Here is a 16,721-nt window from a genome sequence, read left to right on the forward strand (position 1 = left end):
GGCCCTAGAATCCGACCTGGTCGCGGCCCTTGAGCTGCAGCATCTCGCGGGCCTCGTCCGGGGTCGCCACCTCGAAGTTGAGCGCCTCCAGGATGGTGCGGATCCGGGTGACCTGCTCGGCGTTGGAGGCGGCGAGCTGGCCGGGGCCGATCCACAGCGAGTCCTCCAGGCCGACGCGGACGTGGGATCCCATGGCCGCGCCGATCGTGGCCAGGGGCATCTGGTTCTTGCCGGCGCCCAGGATGGACCACTGGTAGTCCTCGCCCAGGAGTCGGTCCGCCGTGCGGCGCATGTGCATCAGGTCCTCGGGGTGAGCCCCGATGCCGCCGAGCAGGCCGAAGACGGACTGCACGAACAGCGGTCCGCGGGCCAGCCCGCGGGCGTGGAAGTGGGCCAGGTTGTTCAGGTGCGAGATGTCGTAGCACTCGAATTCGAACCGGGTGCCGTTGTCGTTGCCGATGCCGAGGATGGTCTCGATGTCCTGGAAGGTGTTCTTGAAGACCAGGTCGCGGCTCTTCTCAAGACCCTCCCGTTCCCACTCGTGGCCGAACTCGGTGAAACGGTCCAGCATCGGGTAGAGGCCGAAGTTCATCGACCCCATGTTCAGCGAGGCGAGTTCCGGCTTGAACAGCGCGGCCGGCTGCATCCGCTCCTCCACGCTCATGTGGGGCGAGCCGCCGGTGGTGATGTTGATGACGGCGTCGGTGTTGCGCTTGAGCTTGTCCAGGATTGGCGCGAAGTGCTCCGGGTCCTGGGAGGGCCGGCCGTCCTTCGGGTCGCGGGCGTGCATGTGCACGATCGCGGCGCCGGCCGCCGCGGCGCCGATCGCGGCGTCGGCGATCTCGTCCGGGGTGACCGGCAGGTGCGGGGACATGGAGGGGGTGTGGATGGCGCCGGTGACGGCGCTGGTGATGATGACTTTGCGTGCAGCAGCCATGGGAATCGCTCCTTCGGGACTCAGTACAGCTTCTCGGTGTTGCCGTCGACCGCGAGGGCCTGGCCGTTGACGTTGCGGGCCAGGTCGCTCGCGGCGAAGGCGGCCATGTTGGCGATGTCCTCGGCCTCGATCAGCCGTCCCAGCGAGGACTGGTTGTGGTACAGCTCGGAGACCTGTTCCTCGGGCAGGTCGAGCATCTGCGCCTTGGCGGCGATGACGGCGTCGATCCGGGGGCCGTTGACGGCGCCCGGGCAGATGGCGTTGACCCGGATCCGGTCCGGGCCCAGCTCGATCGCGAGGGTCTTGGTCAGCCCTACGACGGCCCACTTGGACGCCGAATACGCGCTGCGGCCGGCCATGCCGAGCCGGCCGGCGGCGGAGGAGAGGTTCACGATCGAGGCGTCGGTGCCCTGCCGGAGCAGCGGAAGCGCGTGCTTGATGCAGTAGAACTGGCCGTGGATGTTGACGTCGAAGGTGGCCTTCCAGGCGCCGGCGTCGAGGGTCTCCAGCGGGCCGGTGGGCCCGGCGATCCCGGCGTTGTTGACCAGCACGTCCAGGCCGCCGAGTTCCGCGGCCACCGTGTCCATGAGTTCGCGGACCTGCGCTTCGTCGGAGACGTCGCTGACGGCGGCCGAGAGCCCGTTGACCTGCGCTTTCTCGACGGCGTCGGGGTCAATGTCGGTGACGAAGACGCTGGCTCCGAGGTCCTTGAACTTGGTGGCGATGGCCAGGCCGATGCCGTTGGCACCGGCGGTGACCAGAACGCGTTTGGCGGTGAAATCCATGACTTTTTCCTTGCGGTGGGGAGTGGGACCGTTCCGCCGGCCCTTGGGGGCGGTACCGGCGGAACGGAGTGTGGGAGGCCGGCTAGTGGGCGGCGGGGACGGTGTCCGGGGTTTCGGTGCCCCGCTTGAGCAGCAGGGACAGCAGTGCCCCGACGATGCACACGGCCACGATGAACCACAGGCCCGAGAGCTTGGAGCCGGTGGCGTCCTGCATGAAGCCCATGACGTAGGGGCCGAGGAACCCGCCGAGCAGGCCGATGGTGTTGACGAAGGCGATGCCGCCGGCCAGGGCGGAGCCGCTGAGGCGCGTTGCCGGGTAGGTGAAGAGGATCGGCTGCAGGGCGAAGAAGTTGAATGCGGCCAGGCAGAAGCCGATCATGCCCAGCAGCGGACCGCCCACGGCGCCGAGGGCAAAGCCGGCGATGATGCCGGTCATGGTTCCGGTGACCAGGAGCCGGGAACGCTTGGCGTCGGTGGCGAACCGGGGCAGCAGCAGGGCTCCGGCGGCGGAGAAGATCCACGGAATGGACGTCAGCAGGCCGATCTGCAGCGGGTTGAGCTTTCCGTAGGTGCCGATGATGGACGGCAGGAAATAGGACAGGGCGTAGACGGCGATCTGGTGGGCGAAGTAGACGCCGACGACCAGCAGGATCTGCTTGTCCTTCATGGCGTCGAGGAGCCGGTGGTTGCCGGAGGCTTCCGCGCCGGCCTTCTCCTCGGCTGCGATCCGGGCCTCGAGGTCGGCGGCTTCTTCGGCGGTGAGGAAGGTGGATTTGCTGGGCCGGTCCGGCAGCTTCTTCCAGACGACGTAGGCGAGGACGCAGGCGGGAAGGCCCTCCACCAGGAACATCCACTGCCAGCCGTGCAGGCCGGCGAAGCCGTCCATGGTCAGGAGCAGGCCGCCGAGCGGGGCGCCCACGATGTTGGCGATCGAGACGCCGAGCAGGAACATGCCGTTGGCCTTGGCGCGGTCCTTGACCACGAACCACTGGGTGAGGAAGTACATGACGCCGGGGAAGAGCCCGGCCTCGGCGATGCCGAGCAGCATCCGCATGATGTAGAACGACCATTCGCCTTGGACGAAGGCCATTCCGGCGGAGATCAGGCCCCAGGTGATCATGATCCGCATGATCCAGAAGCGTGCGCCAACCTTGTGCATGATGAGGTTGGACGGAATCTCGGAGAGGGCGTAGGTCAGGAAGAACAGGCCCGCTCCGATGCCGTACGCGGTAGCGGAGATCCCGAGATCGATCTCGAGGCGGTCCTTGGCCATGCCGATGTTGGTGCGGTCCAGGAACGCCATGATGTAGGCGCCGATGAGCAGCGGCATGACCCTGCGGAGGATGACGCCGTTGATTTGTTGCGGTGTACGCATCGTCGTTGGTGCGGAAACAACTGACATGGTTCTTCGTCCTTGAATTGGGGTCAGGTTGATGGGACGCCGGGCAGCCGGAGGGCAGCCCGGATACTGGCTGGTGGTGCGGGGTGAACGGGAAGGAAGGTCAGACACCCGCCGGTGGGCAGCCGCAGGTGCGGCCGACGTGGAGCCGGTGGGGGCAGACCAGGGAGGTGTAGCTGCGGGACGGGGCGTCGATGCGCTGCAGCAGCATGGCGAAGGCCTCCTGCGCCATGTCCTGCTGCGGCTGGACGATGCTGGTGAGGTTGATCAGTCCGGAGCGGCTGTGCGGCAGCCCGTCGCAGCCGGCCACCGCCACATCCTCCGGGATGCGCAGGCCGCGTGCCATCGCATACTCCATGACGCCAATGGCGAGTTCGTCGCTGCCGCAGACCACGGCGCGCGGCGGGTTGCCGCCGGCGAAGAGCCGTTCGGCGGCCAGGCGGCCGCCTTCGTTGTTGACGCGGGTGCTGATTTTCCGGTCCCCGCTGATGACGACGCCGGCGGCGGCCGCCGTGCGGACGAACGCCTGCTCCCGGGCCAGCGACGCCGTCGAGACGCGCGGTCCGATCACGGTGGCGATTTCCGTGTAACCGTGGCCCAGCATGTGCTGCATCAGCTCGGTCGCGGCCGCGTCGTCGTCGATGCCGACGAAGTCGGCGTCGAGGAAGTCGGCCCGCCGGGACAGGCAGACGTAGGGGATGCGTGCGGCCCTCAGGGTTCGGAGGGCGCGGGCATCGTCCCGGAGTGAGGCGGCGAGGATGACGCCGTCCACCGCGCGGTTGGCGAGGGTCGCCGTAACCTGGGCCAGGATCTCGGGGTCGTCCTGGGTGGTGGCCACGAAGACTTCATAGCCGGAGTCGGCCGCGGAGGAGATGACCCCCTGGGCCCAGCGCGGGAACATCGGGTTGATGATGTTCGGAAGGATGAGTCCCACCACCCGGCTGCGCTGCAGGTCCGTGGACTGCGAGGACTTACGGGGTCTGAAGCCCAGCTCGTTGGCCACGTGGATGATGTGGCGGCGGGTTTCGGGGGAAACCCCGGCCTTGCCGTTCAAGACGTAGGACACCGACGCGGCGGACACGCCGGCGGCCCTGGCCACCGCCGCCGCGGATACCGGCGAAAGAGGGCGATCCGCGGATGCTGTGAGAGTGCGGTCCTGCATCACGGGCCTCCTTCACTGGTGTTGGCGTGATGTGACGTCAGTTACGCTATTTTGCCGCTTGAGCGTTAAGCAACGTTAAGTTGCCCCCGGCACTCCTCAGCGCCCGGCCTACAAGCCGGGGAGGGTCGTTAGCAGCCCCTCCCGGGCGAAGACCTGCGCACCCTCGGCCGTCAGGCGGATCGAGCGCGGATGGGATCCCCGCCTCAGCCACCCGTGCTCCAGCGCCGTCGTCACCAGGAGGTCGGGCAGGATTCCGGCGGCGTGGTCGAGCCGCTCGGTCCAGTCGAGGCAGGGCCGGACGAGCGGGCGGGACGGGCGTGCCGGGAGTTCGATCCCCAACGAGCGGGCCCACGCGTGTCCGGCGTCCGTGAGATCCCATCCAGTGGGAGTGACCAGCCCCGCGCGCCGCCAGTCCAGGGCCAGCGCAACCCCCAGGGCTCCCGCGAGATGGCCGTAGCAGGTCCGGCCGTGCTGCAGTTCGGCGTCGTTCTTGTGCTCCCGGTAACCCGAGGCGGCCGGGCGGCTCGCCGGGGCCAGGGCGATCAGCGCCTCAATCGACCCGGCGACGGCGGAGTTCTTGAGGCGTACGTAGCGGTGCCTCCCCTGCCGGACCTCCTCGAGCAGGCCGGCGTCCACCAACTGATTGAGGTGCGCCGTGGCCGTGCCCCGGCTGATGCCGGCGCTCGCGGCCATCTCGGCCGCGGTCCGGGCGCGGGTGTCCATCAGGGCCACGAGCATGGTTGCCCGCGACGCGTTTCCCATGGCCTGGGCAATCGACGCGAGATCCTCGGCCCACTGTGACGGCATCCTTCGATCTAATCACGGGCACGGTTTGGCCGGCGGCGAACTGTCCAGCGGTGAGGATTGACCCATGTTCAGCACCATTACGCCCGGCGCCCATTACTTCGGCTCGCTGGTGGCCCTCCTGACCACCGAGAATCCCGACGGCAGCACCAACATCACGCCCATGTCATCGGCGTGGTCGCTGGGGGACCACTTCGTCCTCGGCCTGAGTTCGCTGCACCAGGGGTTCGCCAACCTCATCCGGACGGGCGAGGTGGTTCTGAACCTCCCGGACGAGGCCATGGCCGGCAGCATCGAGCGCATCGCCATGACCACGGGCTCGCCGGAGGTCCCCCGGGAAAAGGCCGGGATGTACCGGTCGGAACCGGATAAGTGGTCCCTGGCAGGGTGGACGCCGATGCCAAGCGAGACAATGGCAGCGCAGCGCATCTCCGAAGCCCCCGTCCACATCGAGGCGGGCCTGGAGAACGCCTGGCCGCTGGATGAGGGCCTGCACGCGGTCCAAGTCCGGGTCCGCCGGGTCCATGCCCGGCATGACCTGGTGCTCGATTCCGGCCGCGTCGATGTCGCGGCATGGTCGCCGGTGTTCTATACCTTCCGGCACTACTTCGGGCAGGGCAGACACCTCGGGGAAAACCGCCGGGCCGAGCAGCGGTTTCCCGGCCGGGGCCGCCCCCGCGCGGTAGGCGGGGGTGCGGGGATCCTGCGCCCCTAGACAGCGGTTTCGCCGTGGGCAAACATGGAGCCACAGAGGGTCTGGAAAAAGTTGAGCGGGGTACACTCAACTTAACAATCAGTCCCACCCGGAAGGAGCTCTCTTTGGACGCCAAATTCACCACCAAGAGCCAGGAGGCTCTTTCGGCTGCAGCCATGAACGCCTCGACGGCCGGCAACCCGCAGCTGGAGCCGGCGCACCTGCTCAAGGCCCTCATGGACCAGCGCGAGGGCGTCGCCGTCGCGCTGTTGCGCGCCACCGGCACCGATCCGGATGCCGTCAGCGTCCAGGCGAGCTCCGCCATCAAGGCCCTCCCGTCCACCTCGGGCAGCTCGGTGCAGCAGGCCCAGCTGTCCCGCACCGCCATGCAGGCGATCAAGAACGCGCAGAACGAGGCCGAGCGCCTCGGCGACACCTTCGTCTCCACCGAGCACCTGCTGCTGGGCCTCGCGTCCGGCAACGACGACGTCGGCCGGCTGCTGCGTGAGGCCGGCGCCTCGCACGAGGCGCTGCTCGCCGCCCTGCCCGGGGTCCGCGGCGACCGCAGGGTGGACAACGCCGACCCGGAGAACACCTTCCAGGCCCTGGAGAAGTTCGGCACGGACCTCACCGCCGTCGCCCGCTCCGGCAAGCTGGACCCGGTGATCGGCCGCGACGCCGAGATCCGCCGCATCATCCAGGTCCTCAGCCGACGCACCAAGAACAACCCCGTGATCATCGGCGAGCCCGGCGTCGGCAAGACCGCCGTCGTCGAGGGCCTCGCCCAGCGCATCGTCGCCGGCGACGTGCCCGAAAGCCTGCGCGGCAAGACCCTGATCGCCCTGGACCTGGCCTCCATGGTGGCCGGGGCCAAGTACCGCGGCGAATTCGAGGAACGGCTGAAGGCGGTCCTGGAGGAGATCAAGAATTCCGAGGGCCAGATCGTCACCTTCATCGACGAACTGCACACCGTGGTGGGCGCCGGCGCCTCCGGTGACAGCTCGATGGACGCCGGCAACATGCTCAAGCCCATGCTGGCCCGCGGCGAACTGCGCCTGATCGGTGCCACCACGCTGGACGAATACCGCGAGAACATCGAGAAGGACCCGGCCCTGGAGCGCCGCTTCCAGCAGGTCTTTGTCGGCGAGCCGAGCGTCGAGGACACCATCGGCATCCTCCGCGGCCTCAAGGAACGCTACGAGGCCCACCACAAGGTCTCCATCGCCGACTCCGCCCTGGTGGCCGCCGCGACCCTCTCCAACCGGTACATCTCCGGCCGCCAGTTGCCGGACAAGGCCATCGACCTGGTGGACGAGGCCGCCTCCCGGCTCCGGATGGAGATCGACTCCGCGCCGGAGGAAATCGACCAGCTGCAGCGCCAGGTGGACCGGCTGACCATGGAGGAACTGGCCCTGACCGGTGAGACCGACCCGGCGTCGGTGGAACGGCTGGAGGCCCTGCGCGCGGACATGGCGGACAAGAAGGAAGAGCTGGCCGCCCTGAACGCGCGGTGGGAGTCGGAGAAGGCCGGCCTGAACCGCGTGGGTGACCTGCGCGCCCGGCTCGATGAGCTGCGGTCCGCCGCGGACAAGGCCCAGCGCGAGGGTGACCTGGAGGCCGCCTCCCGGATCCTCTACGGTGAGATTCCCGCGCTGGAACGGGAACTGACGGCCGCCGCCGAGGCGGAGGCCGCCGTGCCGGACAAGTCCGGGCAGATGGTGGCCGATGAGGTGACCGCCGACGACATCGCCGAGGTCATCTCCGCCTGGACCGGCATCCCCGCCGGCCGCATGCTGCAGGGCGAGAGCCAGAAGCTGCTGGAGATGGAGCATGTCCTGGGCGAGCGGCTGATCGGCCAGGCCAAGGCCGTCACCGCAGTGTCCGACGCCGTCCGCCGCGCCCGCGCCGGCATCAGCGACCCCAATCGGCCCACCGGCTCGTTCCTCTTCCTGGGCCCCACCGGGGTCGGCAAGACCGAGCTGGCCAAATCCCTGGCCGACTTCCTCTTCGATGACGAGCGCGCCATGGTCCGGATTGACATGTCCGAGTACTCGGAGAAGCACTCCGTGGCCCGGCTGGTGGGTGCCCCTCCGGGCTACGTCGGCTACGAGGAAGGCGGCCAGCTGACCGAGGCCGTCCGCCGCCGGCCGTATTCCGTGCTGCTGCTCGACGAGGTGGAGAAGGCCCACCCGGAGGTCTTCGACATCCTCCTGCAGGTGCTCGACGACGGCCGTCTCACCGATGGGCAGGGCCGCACGGTGGACTTCCGCAACGTGATTCTGGTGCTGACGTCCAACCTTGGCAGCCAGTTCCTGGTGGATCCGACCCTGGACGCCGCCGCCAAGCGGGACGCCGTCATGGCCACCGTGCACGCCTCCTTCAAGCCGGAGTTCCTGAACCGGCTTGACGAGGTGGTGCTGTTCGACCCGCTGACCGTGGAGGAACTCGCCCACATCGTGGAACTGCAGGTCAAGGAGCTGGGCGAACGGCTCAAGGGCCGGCGCCTGACCCTGGAGGTCTCCGAGGGGGCCCGCGCCTGGCTGGCCGTCACCGGCTACGATCCGGCCTACGGCGCCCGCCCGCTGCGCCGGCTGGTGCAGCGCGAGATCGGCGACCGGCTGGCCAAGGCCATCCTCGCCGGGGAGATCGCCGACGGCGACACCGTGGTGGTGGACACCGCCCCGGACCTGATGGAGCTCACGATGGGCGGCCCGGACGTCTCGGCCCGGCCCGACGGCGGCGCCTCCACCGGCAGCGGGCTCTCGGTCCGCCGCAAGGACTAGTGTCGTGGGACCAACCCGGCCGGACCGCTACGGTAGCAGGGACTCCATGATGACGTTCCCGGCGTCCGAGGCGGCGTAGCAGTCCACCCGCCGGTCTCCCGTACCCCAGCTCGATGAGCTGGGGTACGCGAGTTTGTAGCTCAGGGCGTAGTTGCCGGACTTCTCGGTCAGCTGCGCGGCCTTGCAGGCGTCCAGCGCTTTCTGCTTCAGCACGTCCCGGCCGGGGTAGGCGTCCGAGGCGGCGTAGGACTCGACCTGGATCAGCTGCGCCGAATGCGCGGTGTCGCACGCGACCACGGTGGATTTGGCGGCGTTGGCGTCGAAGTCCTTGAAGCAGTCGCCCAGCCGGTAGTCCAGCGGGCTGACGTTCTCCAGCGGCAGCGCTCCCCGCTCGGCGGTGGGGGACGCGGAGCTGCCGGCGGGCGCGGGCGCACCCGAGTCCCGGGAGCCGCCCGCCAGCGCGGCGATCCACCAGATGAGCAGTGCCAGGACGACGACGGCGGCGACGCCGGCGATCAGCTTCCCCCGGCCGGAGCGGCGCACCGCGGCCGTGGCCCGGCCCGCGAGGCCGCGGGCCTTGGCGCCGGCGCCCGAGGCGCGGAGCTGGCCCATCCGGTCGGAGAGCACCTGCCCCACCTGTCCCGTGGGGGATGAGCGGCGGGTGCGGTTCGTTGCGGTCTGCGGGTCCGGTTCGCCGGAGGGGGAAGCCGCGGGAGGGACCCTGGCGAAGGACGACGTCGGCGGGGCGGCGGGCCGGGGCGGAATGACGGTGCCGAAGGGCGCGCGGGGCGCCTGGGGTGCCCCGTCGCCGTCGGCGTTCACCGGCGGAACCGCGGGGTTACGGGTATTGCCGTCCCCGGCCGTAGCGTCGCTGTCCGGCTTTTCGCTCACTCGGAACCCACCTTTTCAGTGCATCTGGCCAGCCTGACGGTCCGGCTGGGCCCCGCTGGTGGGAGGCCCATCAGGAGACTCTATCGAATATGCCACGAAGGTTACGTTCCGGTAACCTCGCGCGTGCGCGGCGGAGAAGGCCGGGGAAGTGCCTTTAGCCTCCGCCGGCAAGCGGTACCTGCCGAAAGCATGTAATCTAGGTGTACGACAAATTGACCAATCATTCCGGGGCCTCACCGATCGCCAAGGTGACCACCTCCGGTCCAAGTACAAAAGGGGGTCACGCCATGGGGCGCGGCCGTCAAAAGGCAAAAGCTACCAAGCAGGCTCGGGACATCAAGTACTACTCCCCGAACACTGACTATTCCGCCCTGCAGCGCGAGCTGACGGGCCCGGGAAGTCGTCCCTCGAGCCACTTCGCGGATGAACCGGTTGAACCGGATTATTCGGCTTACGTGGATAAGTACGCGGACGATGTGGAAGAAGACGACGACGAGGTTGACACCCGTCGCATCGGCTAGTCGTTCCCTTTCCGGCGCGGTCCTTGAGCGCCGGACGTGATTTTCAGCCCGCCGGGCGCACCCTTACTGGGTGTGCCCGGCGGGCTTTCGCATGCCCTCACCGATTCCCGTTGCCGGGACCGTTTGAAAGGAGCCAGCATGGCGTTTCACAAGGCCTACGCCCCGGGCGAGGTGTGCTGGGCGGATCTCCAGACCCCTGACGTCGCGGCGGCCAAGGAGTTCTATGGCGCGCTGTTCGGCTGGCGCTTCGAGGACCTGCCCACCCCGGACGGCCGCAGCTATGCTCAGGCGTTCCTCGGCGGGGACCTGGTGTCCGTGATTGCCCCGCAGAACCCGGCGCAGGGCCAGTCCGGTACCCCGGCCCAGTGGAACGTGTACTTCGCCGTGGACGACGCGGCCGGGCTCGCCGCGGACGTGCCGCACACCGGAGGTGCGGTGGACTTCGGCCCGGAAGCGGTGGGTGACACCGGCACCATGGTCTTCTTCACCCCTCCCGGCGGAGGCGCCACCGGAGCCTGGCAGCCGGGCACGCACATCGGGGCCGCCCGCGCCGGTGAGGCCGGGGCACTGTCCTGGGTGGAGCTCCTCACACCTGAACCGCAGCGCGCCGTCGGGTGCTTCCAGACGCTCTTCGGCCACGAGGTCACCGAGTACCCGCAGGACGACGGCGGCACCTACACCACCCTGATGGTCGACGGCGTCGAGGTGGCCGGAATCGCCACCGTCCCGGCCGCCGAGAAGCACCTGGACCCGGGCTGGCAGGTGTACTTCGGCGTCGACAGCGTCCCCGCGGCCGTGGAAGCGGCCCGCGCCGCCGGCGCCACCGTCCTGGTCGAGCCTGAGGACGTCGAGGAAGCCGGCACCATCGCGACCATCCGGGACCCCCAGGGCGGCGTGATCAGCCTGCTGGAGGTCTAGGCACCTTCCGACGCGGACCTCACGGCCTCCACGCTTAAACGCCGCGGGCGCTCCCCACGATCTTGGGAAGCGCCCGGACGGTGGTTCAGTAACTAGCCGGCGTACGCGTTGACCATCCGCACGGCGCCGCCGTCGACGCCCTTGGCGCCCTGGACGTAATCCGGGCCGGACTTGTCGATCGAGTCGGAGTTCTCCCCGACGGTGCCCATGACCCAGGACGGCAGGCCGCGGGCGTTCAGGTGGGCCACGGCGGCGTCGGCGGCCTCAGGCGAGACGATCGCGACCATGCCGACGCCCACGTTGAGGGTCCGCTCCAGGTCGGCCAGCGGGACGTTGCCCAGCTCGGAGACCAGCTTGAAGATGGCCGGCAGCTGCCAGGTGGAGCGGTCCACGGTGGCCAGCAGGCCCTGCGGGAGGACGCGGGCCAGGTTGGCGGCCAGGCCGCCGCCGGTGACGTGGCTGAAGCCGTGGACACCCTTGGGACCATTGACCGGGAAGGTGCGGGCCAGGTCCAGGCAGTCCGCGGCGTAGACACGGGTGGGCTCCAGCAGTTCCTCACCCAGGGTGCGTTCGAACTCGGAGACCTCGCGGTCCAGCGCCCAGCCGGCGTGGTTGATGACGCGGCGGACCAGGGAGTAGCCGTTGGAGTGCAGGCCGGAGGAGGCCATGCCGATCACCACGTCGCCGGAGCGGACGCGGTCCGGGCCCAGCAGGGAGTCGGCCTCGACCACGCCGGTGGCGGCGCCGGCGACGTCGTATTCGTGCTCGCCCAGCAGGCCCGGGTGCTCGGCGGTTTCGCCGCCCACCAGGGCGGTGCCGGCCACCGAGCAGGCGGCGGCGATGCCGCGGACGATGTCCGCGATGCGCTCGGGGACCACCTTGCCGCAGGCGATGTAGTCGGTCATGTAGAGCGGTTCGGCGCCCACGACGACGATGTCGTCCACCACCATGCCCACCAGGTCGAAGCCGATGGTGTCGTGGATGTCCATGGCCTGGGCGATGGCGACCTTGGTGCCGACGCCGTCGGTGGAGGTGGCCAGCAGGGGACGCTGGTAGGTCAGCAGCCGGGAGACATCGAACAGGCCGGCGAAGCCGCCCACCCCGCCGATCACGGAGGAGTTGTGCGTGGCCTTGACGGCGTCCTTCATGAGTTCGACGGCGCGGTCGCCCGCTTCGACGTCGACGCCGGCGGAGGCGTAGGTGATGCCGGGGGTTCCGGCGTCGTTGGTGTCAGCGGCCGGGGAGGCGGAAGTCATACTGGCTCTTTCTTGTCGGCATCAAGCTGGTCGGCGGGGACGCGGTCGGCGTCGGTGAGCAGTCCTTCGAATTCGGCATCCGGGCCCGGGTCGCAGCCGGTGGCGCCGGCCTTCTCCGCCGGGTCCTCGCCGACCGGGATGGCGGCGTCGGCGTCGGCCGTGGCTCCGGAGGTGGCGCCCGGGGTCCCGGGGGTCGCGGCCATGGCGGGCAGGCTCTTGGCTTCCGTGCGCTCGAGCAGGTTCTTGCCGAGCTTCTCCGCGCCGGGGAGTTCGATCGGGTACTTGCCGGTGAAGCAGGCGGTGCACAGGCGTTCGCGCGGCTGCCGGGTGGCGCCAATCATGCCGTCCTCGGAGATGTAGGCCAGCGAGTCCGCGCCGATGGCCTGGGAAATCTCCTCGATGGTGGCGCCGTTGGCGATCAGCTCGGCGCGGGAGGCGAAGTCGATGCCGTAGAAGCAGGGCCACTTGACCGGCGGGGAGGAGATCTTCACGTGCACGGCGGCGGCGCCGGCCTCGCGGAGCATCCGGACGATCGCGCGCTGGGTATTGCCGCGGACGATCGAGTCGTCCACCACCACCACGCGCTTGCCGCGGATCACGGATTCGAGGGCGTTGAGCTTGAGCCGGATGCCGAGCTGGCGCAGGGTCTGCGACGGCTGGATGAACGTGCGGCCCACGTAGGCGTTCTTGACGAAGCCGTGCGCGAAGGGGATGCCGGATTCCTCGGCGTAGCCGACGGCGGCGGGGGTACCGGATTCCGGCACCGGGATGACGATGTCCGCTTCCTGGGTGTTCTCGCGGGCCAACTGGCGGCCCATCTCCACACGGGATTCGTAGACCGAGCGGCCGGCAATCGCGGCGTCGGGACGGGCCAGGTAGACGTATTCGAAGACGCAACCTGCCGGCGTCGCCTCAGCGAAGCGCTGGGAGCGGACGCCCTGTTCGTCGATGGCGATGAATTCGCCCGGCTCGATCTCGCGGATGAAGCTCGCACCCACCGTGGCGAGGGCGGACTGCTCGGAGGCGACTACCCAGCCGCGTTCCAGCCGGCCGAGGACCAGCGGGCGGATGCCGTAGGTGTCGCGGGCGGCGTAGAGGGTGCCCTCGTCCATGAAGACGAAGCAGAAGCCGCCCTTGATCTTAGGCAGCAGTTCCAGGGCGGTCTCTTCGAGGGACTTGCCCTCCTCACCCTCCAGCAGGGCGGTGACCAGGGCGGTGTCCGAGGTGTTGCCCTGCTTCATCTCACCGGTCAGCTGGCCGCCGTTGCGGTCCATAATCATGGCCTTGAGCTCGGCCGTGTTGGTCAGGTTGCCGTTGTGGGCCAGGGCCACCGTGCCGGTGGCAGTCGCACCCAGGGTGGGCTGGGCGTTGGCCCAGTGGCTCGCGCCGGTGGTGGAGTACCGGCAGTGGCCGACGGCGAGGTGCCCGGTCAGGGTGTTCAGCGTGGTCTCATCGAAGACCTGGGACACGAGGCCCATGTCCTTGTAGACGTTGATCCGCTTGCCGTCGCTGGTCGCAATGCCAGCCGACTCCTGGCCACGGTGCTGCAACGCGTACAGCCCGTAATAGGTGAGTTTTGCTACCTCTTCGCCGGGAGCCCAGACGCCGAAGACGCCACATGCGTCCTGCGGGCCTTTTTCGCCAGAGAGAAGGTCATGAGAAAGTTTTCCGTCGCCGCGTGCCACTGGTCGATTATCTCACGTTGAGTGGCGGTGCCGCTCCGAGGGGACCGAATGTGACCCCTCGGGGCATGAGGGGCCCTTTCGTTGCCTGCCTAGGAGCGGTCTTCGTCCTCGGTGTCCGGCACCGAATCGGGGACGGATTCGACGACGGCGCGCTCGGACCGGCGCACGCTGACCCGGTCCAGGATCAGCGCGACGATGGCGCCGACAATCGCTCCGCCGGCGATGCAGAAGGTCAGGAAGAACCCGAAGACGGCGTTGGCGTCGTAGCTCTGGTCGCTGGTGGGGATCCCGTAGGCGATCACCGCGGCCACGACGATGCCCAGCAGGCCGCCCGCGATCAGGAACGGGACGTACTTCGGAGCGCGGCGGACGGTGACGGATCGGCGTTCGGGCGCTACGGGGGTGTCTTCGGGAGCCATGCCTTTAAGCCTACTGTCCTCCGGCCGGTGCGGATCCCGCGCCGATACCGGACCGGCGCGGCCCGGACCCGGGGTGCGCCCGTCCGTTTCGGCAGCGGGAAAAGGGACCCTAGCGTGCGACGGTCCCGGGGAGCAGACTGGTCTGCGGGGGAGGGTGCGGTCCGGACTGTGAGGAAAGCACCATGTCAGTCTCCGCGGAGAACCTCCGGGATCAGCAGCGGGTCATCTGGGACTCCTTCGCCGCCGGTTGGAAGAAGTGGGACGCGGAGGTGCTCGGCTGGCAGGGTCCATTCGGCGACGCCGTCCTCGACGACGCCCGTTTGGGCCCGGACTTTGCGGTGCTGGACGTGGCCGCCGGAACGGGTGAACCCGGCCTGACCGCCGCCTCCCTTGTTCCGCGGGGCACCGTGGCGCTGACGGATATTTCCGCCGGGATGCTGCACGTAGCGGAGGAGAAGGCCGCGGCTGCGCGGCTGGGAAATGTCAGTTTCACGGTCTGCGCCGCGGTGGACCTCCCGTTTCCGGATGCCTCGTTCGACGCCGTCCTCTGCCGCTTTGGGTTCCTGTACTTCCCGGACCTTCGGGCAGCCCTGGCCCGGATGGTGCGGACGGCCCGGCCCGGTGCCCGGATCAGCGCGGCGGTGTGGGGCCGGGCAGCGCAGAACCCCTGGGCGACCCTGGTCCTGGGCTCCCTCGCCCAGCATGCCGGCCTGATGCCGCCCCCGGTCTGGATGCCGGGAGTGTTCCGTTGCTCCGCCCCGGGCTTCCTGCCGGCCCTGTTTCGGGAAGCGGGCCTGGCGGACGTGACGGAGCGGTCCGTCAGCGCCGACCTGATCCACGAGTCCCCGGAGAGCTACTGGCAGTTCATGACGGACATCGCCACCACGGTGTGCCTCGGCCTCGCCCAGGCCGACCCGGAAGCGCAGTCCCTGATCCGGTCCGACGTCTTCCAGATGCTCGGCCGTTACGAACACGAGGGCGCCATCCGCCTGCGCTCGACGGCCACCATCGTCTCCGGCACCCGGCCGTAGCCGGCGGGTGCCTGGCACGAGGCAGCTTGGGTGGGTGCCGAGCCGAACCGCCGGACACAAACCCGCGCCCTAGACCCCCAGTTCGGCCTTCAGCGCGGCGACGTGGCCGTCGGCCTTGACCTGGTACTGCGCCAGCGTGACCTTGCCCTCCGGGTCCAGGACCACGGTGGAGCGGACGATTCCCTCGGTGATCTCGCCGCGGACCAGCTTCTCGCCCCAGGCACCGTAGGCCAGCGCCACGGCGTGGTCCTCGTCGGAGAGCAGCGGGAAGGTCAGGGCGAAGTCGCCGGTGAAGTGGGCCAGGGCGTCCGGGGCGTCGGGGGAAATGCCCAGGACCTCGTAGCCGGAGCCCTGCAGCGAGGCGAGGTTGTCGCGGAAGTCGCAGGCCTCGGTGGTGCATCCGGGGGTCGCAGCCTGCGGGTAGAAGTACACGATGACGTTCTTGCCGCGGTAATCGGCCAGCGAGACGGGCTTTCCCTCGGCGTCGGGCAGGGTGAATTCGGGGGCCGGGGTTCCGGGCTGAAGCTTGACGGGGGCCTGGCTCATGGGAGCTCCTTTGGTCGGGTGGGCCTGATCTGTGGTGCACAACGCCGGCCGCCGGGACCCTATTCCGCGGGGCCGAACAGCCTCACCGAGCGTGCCGGTCCGGTTGCCGTCGCGCCCAGTCGAAGGCGGATTCGGCGGGGGCTATGTACTCCAGTCCCACCCGGCCGGCGTAGCCGAGTTCGCGGCTGCGGCCGATCCACCGTTCCAGTGGCAGCTCGCCGGTTCCCGGGGCGCCCCGGCCGGGGGCGTCGGCGATCTGGACGTGGCCGAAGTCCGCCGCGTGCGCCTCTATGACGGCGTCGACGTCGTCGCCGTTGACGGCGAGGTGGTAGAAATCGGCCAGCAGCCGGACGTTTTCGGCGCCGGTTTCCTGCTGCACCCGGCCGATCACGTCCAGCGCGTCCGCCGCGCGGCGTAGCGGGTAGTGCGGGGCGTTGCTGACCGGTTCGAGCAGCACGGTCCCGCCGATCCGGCCCACCGCCGCGGCCGCCGCGGCGAGGTTCGAGACCGCCAGCTCGTCCTGGGATTCGGGTGTGTGGCCGTCCTGCCGGTTGCCGTACAACGCGTTGAAGAGCGTGCAGCCGAGCCGCCCGCCGATGCCGGCGACGACGTCGGCGTTGTCCCGGAATTCCGCTTCCCGGCCCGGCCACGAGACCAGGCCCCGGTCCCCACCGGGCATGTCCCCGGCATTGAAGTTCAGCCCCGTCAGCTGCACCCCGGCGTCGGTGATGGCGCGCTCGAACCGGGTCACCTCGGCGTCGCCGGGCACGGACGTGGCGAACGGCCACCAGAATTCGACGGCGTCGAAGCCGGCGGCCCGCGCCGCGGCCGGGCGTTCCAGCAGCGGGAGTTCGGTGGGGAGAATCGAGCAGTTCACGGTGAACGTCATG

16 protein-coding genes are annotated in these 16,721 nt (G+C 69.4%); 5 read left to right on the plus strand and 11 right to left on the minus strand.

All coding sequences use genetic code 11. The features are described 5' to 3' along the window. Positions 1–4: 4 nt before the first annotated feature. From ACFUCU_RS06475 to ACFUCU_RS06495, 5 genes are all read right to left on the minus strand, one after another. A complete protein-coding gene (locus tag ACFUCU_RS06475; protein WP_364134321.1) occupies positions 5–937 on the minus strand; it encodes a 3-keto-5-aminohexanoate cleavage protein in 933 nt (310 codons plus the stop codon). Between the two features lie 20 nt (positions 938–957). Continuing rightward, on the minus strand, positions 958–1,722 hold the full coding sequence (locus ACFUCU_RS06480) for an SDR family oxidoreductase (RefSeq protein WP_290256343.1): 765 nt from the start codon (positions 1,720–1,722) through the stop codon (positions 958–960). Between the two features lie 82 nt (positions 1,723–1,804). Then, complete coding sequence (locus ACFUCU_RS06485) at positions 1,805–3,124, minus strand: MFS transporter (RefSeq protein WP_290256342.1); 1,320 nt, start codon at positions 3,122–3,124, stop codon at positions 1,805–1,807. Positions 3,125–3,224: 100 nt separating this feature from the next. Then, positions 3,225–4,283 carry a LacI family DNA-binding transcriptional regulator gene (locus ACFUCU_RS06490; RefSeq protein ID WP_364134315.1) on the minus strand — a complete coding sequence of 353 codons (1,059 nt, stop codon included), beginning with the start codon at positions 4,281–4,283 and terminating at the stop codon, positions 3,225–3,227. A 108-nt stretch (positions 4,284–4,391) separates the two neighbouring features. Continuing rightward, the gene (locus ACFUCU_RS06495) at positions 4,392–5,090 is read right to left on the minus strand and encodes a helix-turn-helix transcriptional regulator (RefSeq protein ID WP_290256340.1); all 699 of its coding nucleotides are present in this window, start codon (positions 5,088–5,090) and stop codon (positions 4,392–4,394) included. Between the two features lie 64 nt (positions 5,091–5,154). On the opposite strand from ACFUCU_RS06495, the gene ACFUCU_RS06500 reads away from it, so the two are divergent. Then, the gene (locus tag ACFUCU_RS06500) at positions 5,155–5,802 is read left to right on the plus strand and encodes a flavin reductase family protein (RefSeq protein WP_377971511.1); all 648 of its coding nucleotides are present in this window, start codon (positions 5,155–5,157) and stop codon (positions 5,800–5,802) included. Positions 5,803–5,906: 104 nt separating this feature from the next. Beyond that, positions 5,907–8,564 carry an ATP-dependent chaperone ClpB gene (gene clpB, locus ACFUCU_RS06505; RefSeq protein WP_377971512.1) on the plus strand — a complete coding sequence of 886 codons (2,658 nt, stop codon included), beginning with the start codon at positions 5,907–5,909 and terminating at the stop codon, positions 8,562–8,564. 27 nt (positions 8,565–8,591) lie between these two features. Here the strand turns inward: clpB and ACFUCU_RS06510 are convergent, their stop codons facing one another. Then, positions 8,592–9,455, minus strand: a complete 864-nt coding sequence (locus ACFUCU_RS06510; RefSeq protein ID WP_377971513.1) for a septum formation family protein — start codon at positions 9,453–9,455, stop codon at positions 8,592–8,594. 287 nt (positions 9,456–9,742) lie between these two features. Here ACFUCU_RS06510 and ACFUCU_RS06515 point away from each other — a divergent pair, with 287 nt between their 5' ends. Next, complete coding sequence (locus ACFUCU_RS06515; protein WP_290256489.1) at positions 9,743–9,976, plus strand: DUF3073 domain-containing protein; 234 nt, start codon at positions 9,743–9,745, stop codon at positions 9,974–9,976. Positions 9,977–10,114: 138 nt separating this feature from the next. Continuing rightward, positions 10,115–10,894: a VOC family protein gene (locus tag ACFUCU_RS06520; protein WP_377971515.1), complete on the plus strand. Its 780-nt coding sequence runs from the start codon at positions 10,115–10,117 to the stop codon at positions 10,892–10,894. Between the two features lie 92 nt (positions 10,895–10,986). Here the strand turns inward: ACFUCU_RS06520 and purM are convergent, their stop codons facing one another. The 3 genes from purM to ACFUCU_RS06535 all read right to left on the minus strand — a co-directional run bounded on the left by purM (position 10,987) and on the right by ACFUCU_RS06535 (position 14,254). Further along, positions 10,987–12,150 (minus strand): phosphoribosylformylglycinamidine cyclo-ligase, encoded by a 1,164-nt coding sequence (gene purM / locus ACFUCU_RS06525; RefSeq protein ID WP_290256335.1) that lies wholly within the window; start codon positions 12,148–12,150, stop codon positions 10,987–10,989. Further along, on the minus strand, positions 12,147–13,835 hold the full coding sequence (gene purF, locus ACFUCU_RS06530; RefSeq protein WP_290256334.1) for an amidophosphoribosyltransferase: 1,689 nt from the start codon (positions 13,833–13,835) through the stop codon (positions 12,147–12,149). The genes purM and purF overlap by 4 nt, the downstream gene beginning before the upstream one ends. Positions 13,836–13,924: 89 nt before the next feature. Further along, on the minus strand, positions 13,925–14,254 hold the full coding sequence (locus tag ACFUCU_RS06535) for a hypothetical protein (RefSeq protein ID WP_377971516.1): 330 nt from the start codon (positions 14,252–14,254) through the stop codon (positions 13,925–13,927). 182 nt (positions 14,255–14,436) lie between these two features. Between ACFUCU_RS06535 and ACFUCU_RS06540 the strand changes: the two genes are divergently transcribed. Beyond that, positions 14,437–15,285 (plus strand): class I SAM-dependent methyltransferase, encoded by an 849-nt coding sequence (locus tag ACFUCU_RS06540; RefSeq protein WP_377971518.1) that lies wholly within the window; start codon positions 14,437–14,439, stop codon positions 15,283–15,285. 69 nt (positions 15,286–15,354) lie between these two features. Here ACFUCU_RS06540 and bcp read toward each other — a convergent pair whose 3' ends face one another. Beyond that, positions 15,355–15,831 (minus strand): thioredoxin-dependent thiol peroxidase, encoded by a 477-nt coding sequence (gene bcp / locus ACFUCU_RS06545; RefSeq protein WP_364134291.1) that lies wholly within the window; start codon positions 15,829–15,831, stop codon positions 15,355–15,357. Between the two features lie 82 nt (positions 15,832–15,913). Beyond that, positions 15,914–16,720, minus strand: coding sequence for a hydroxypyruvate isomerase family protein (locus tag ACFUCU_RS06550; RefSeq protein WP_377971520.1), 807 nt, complete (start codon positions 16,718–16,720; stop codon positions 15,914–15,916). Between the last annotated feature and the right edge of the window lies 1 nt (position 16,721).

Origin of the sequence: Arthrobacter sp. NPDC057259, assembly GCF_042668995.1 — a bacterium.
Taxonomy (GTDB): domain Bacteria; phylum Actinomycetota; class Actinomycetes; order Actinomycetales; family Micrococcaceae; genus Arthrobacter.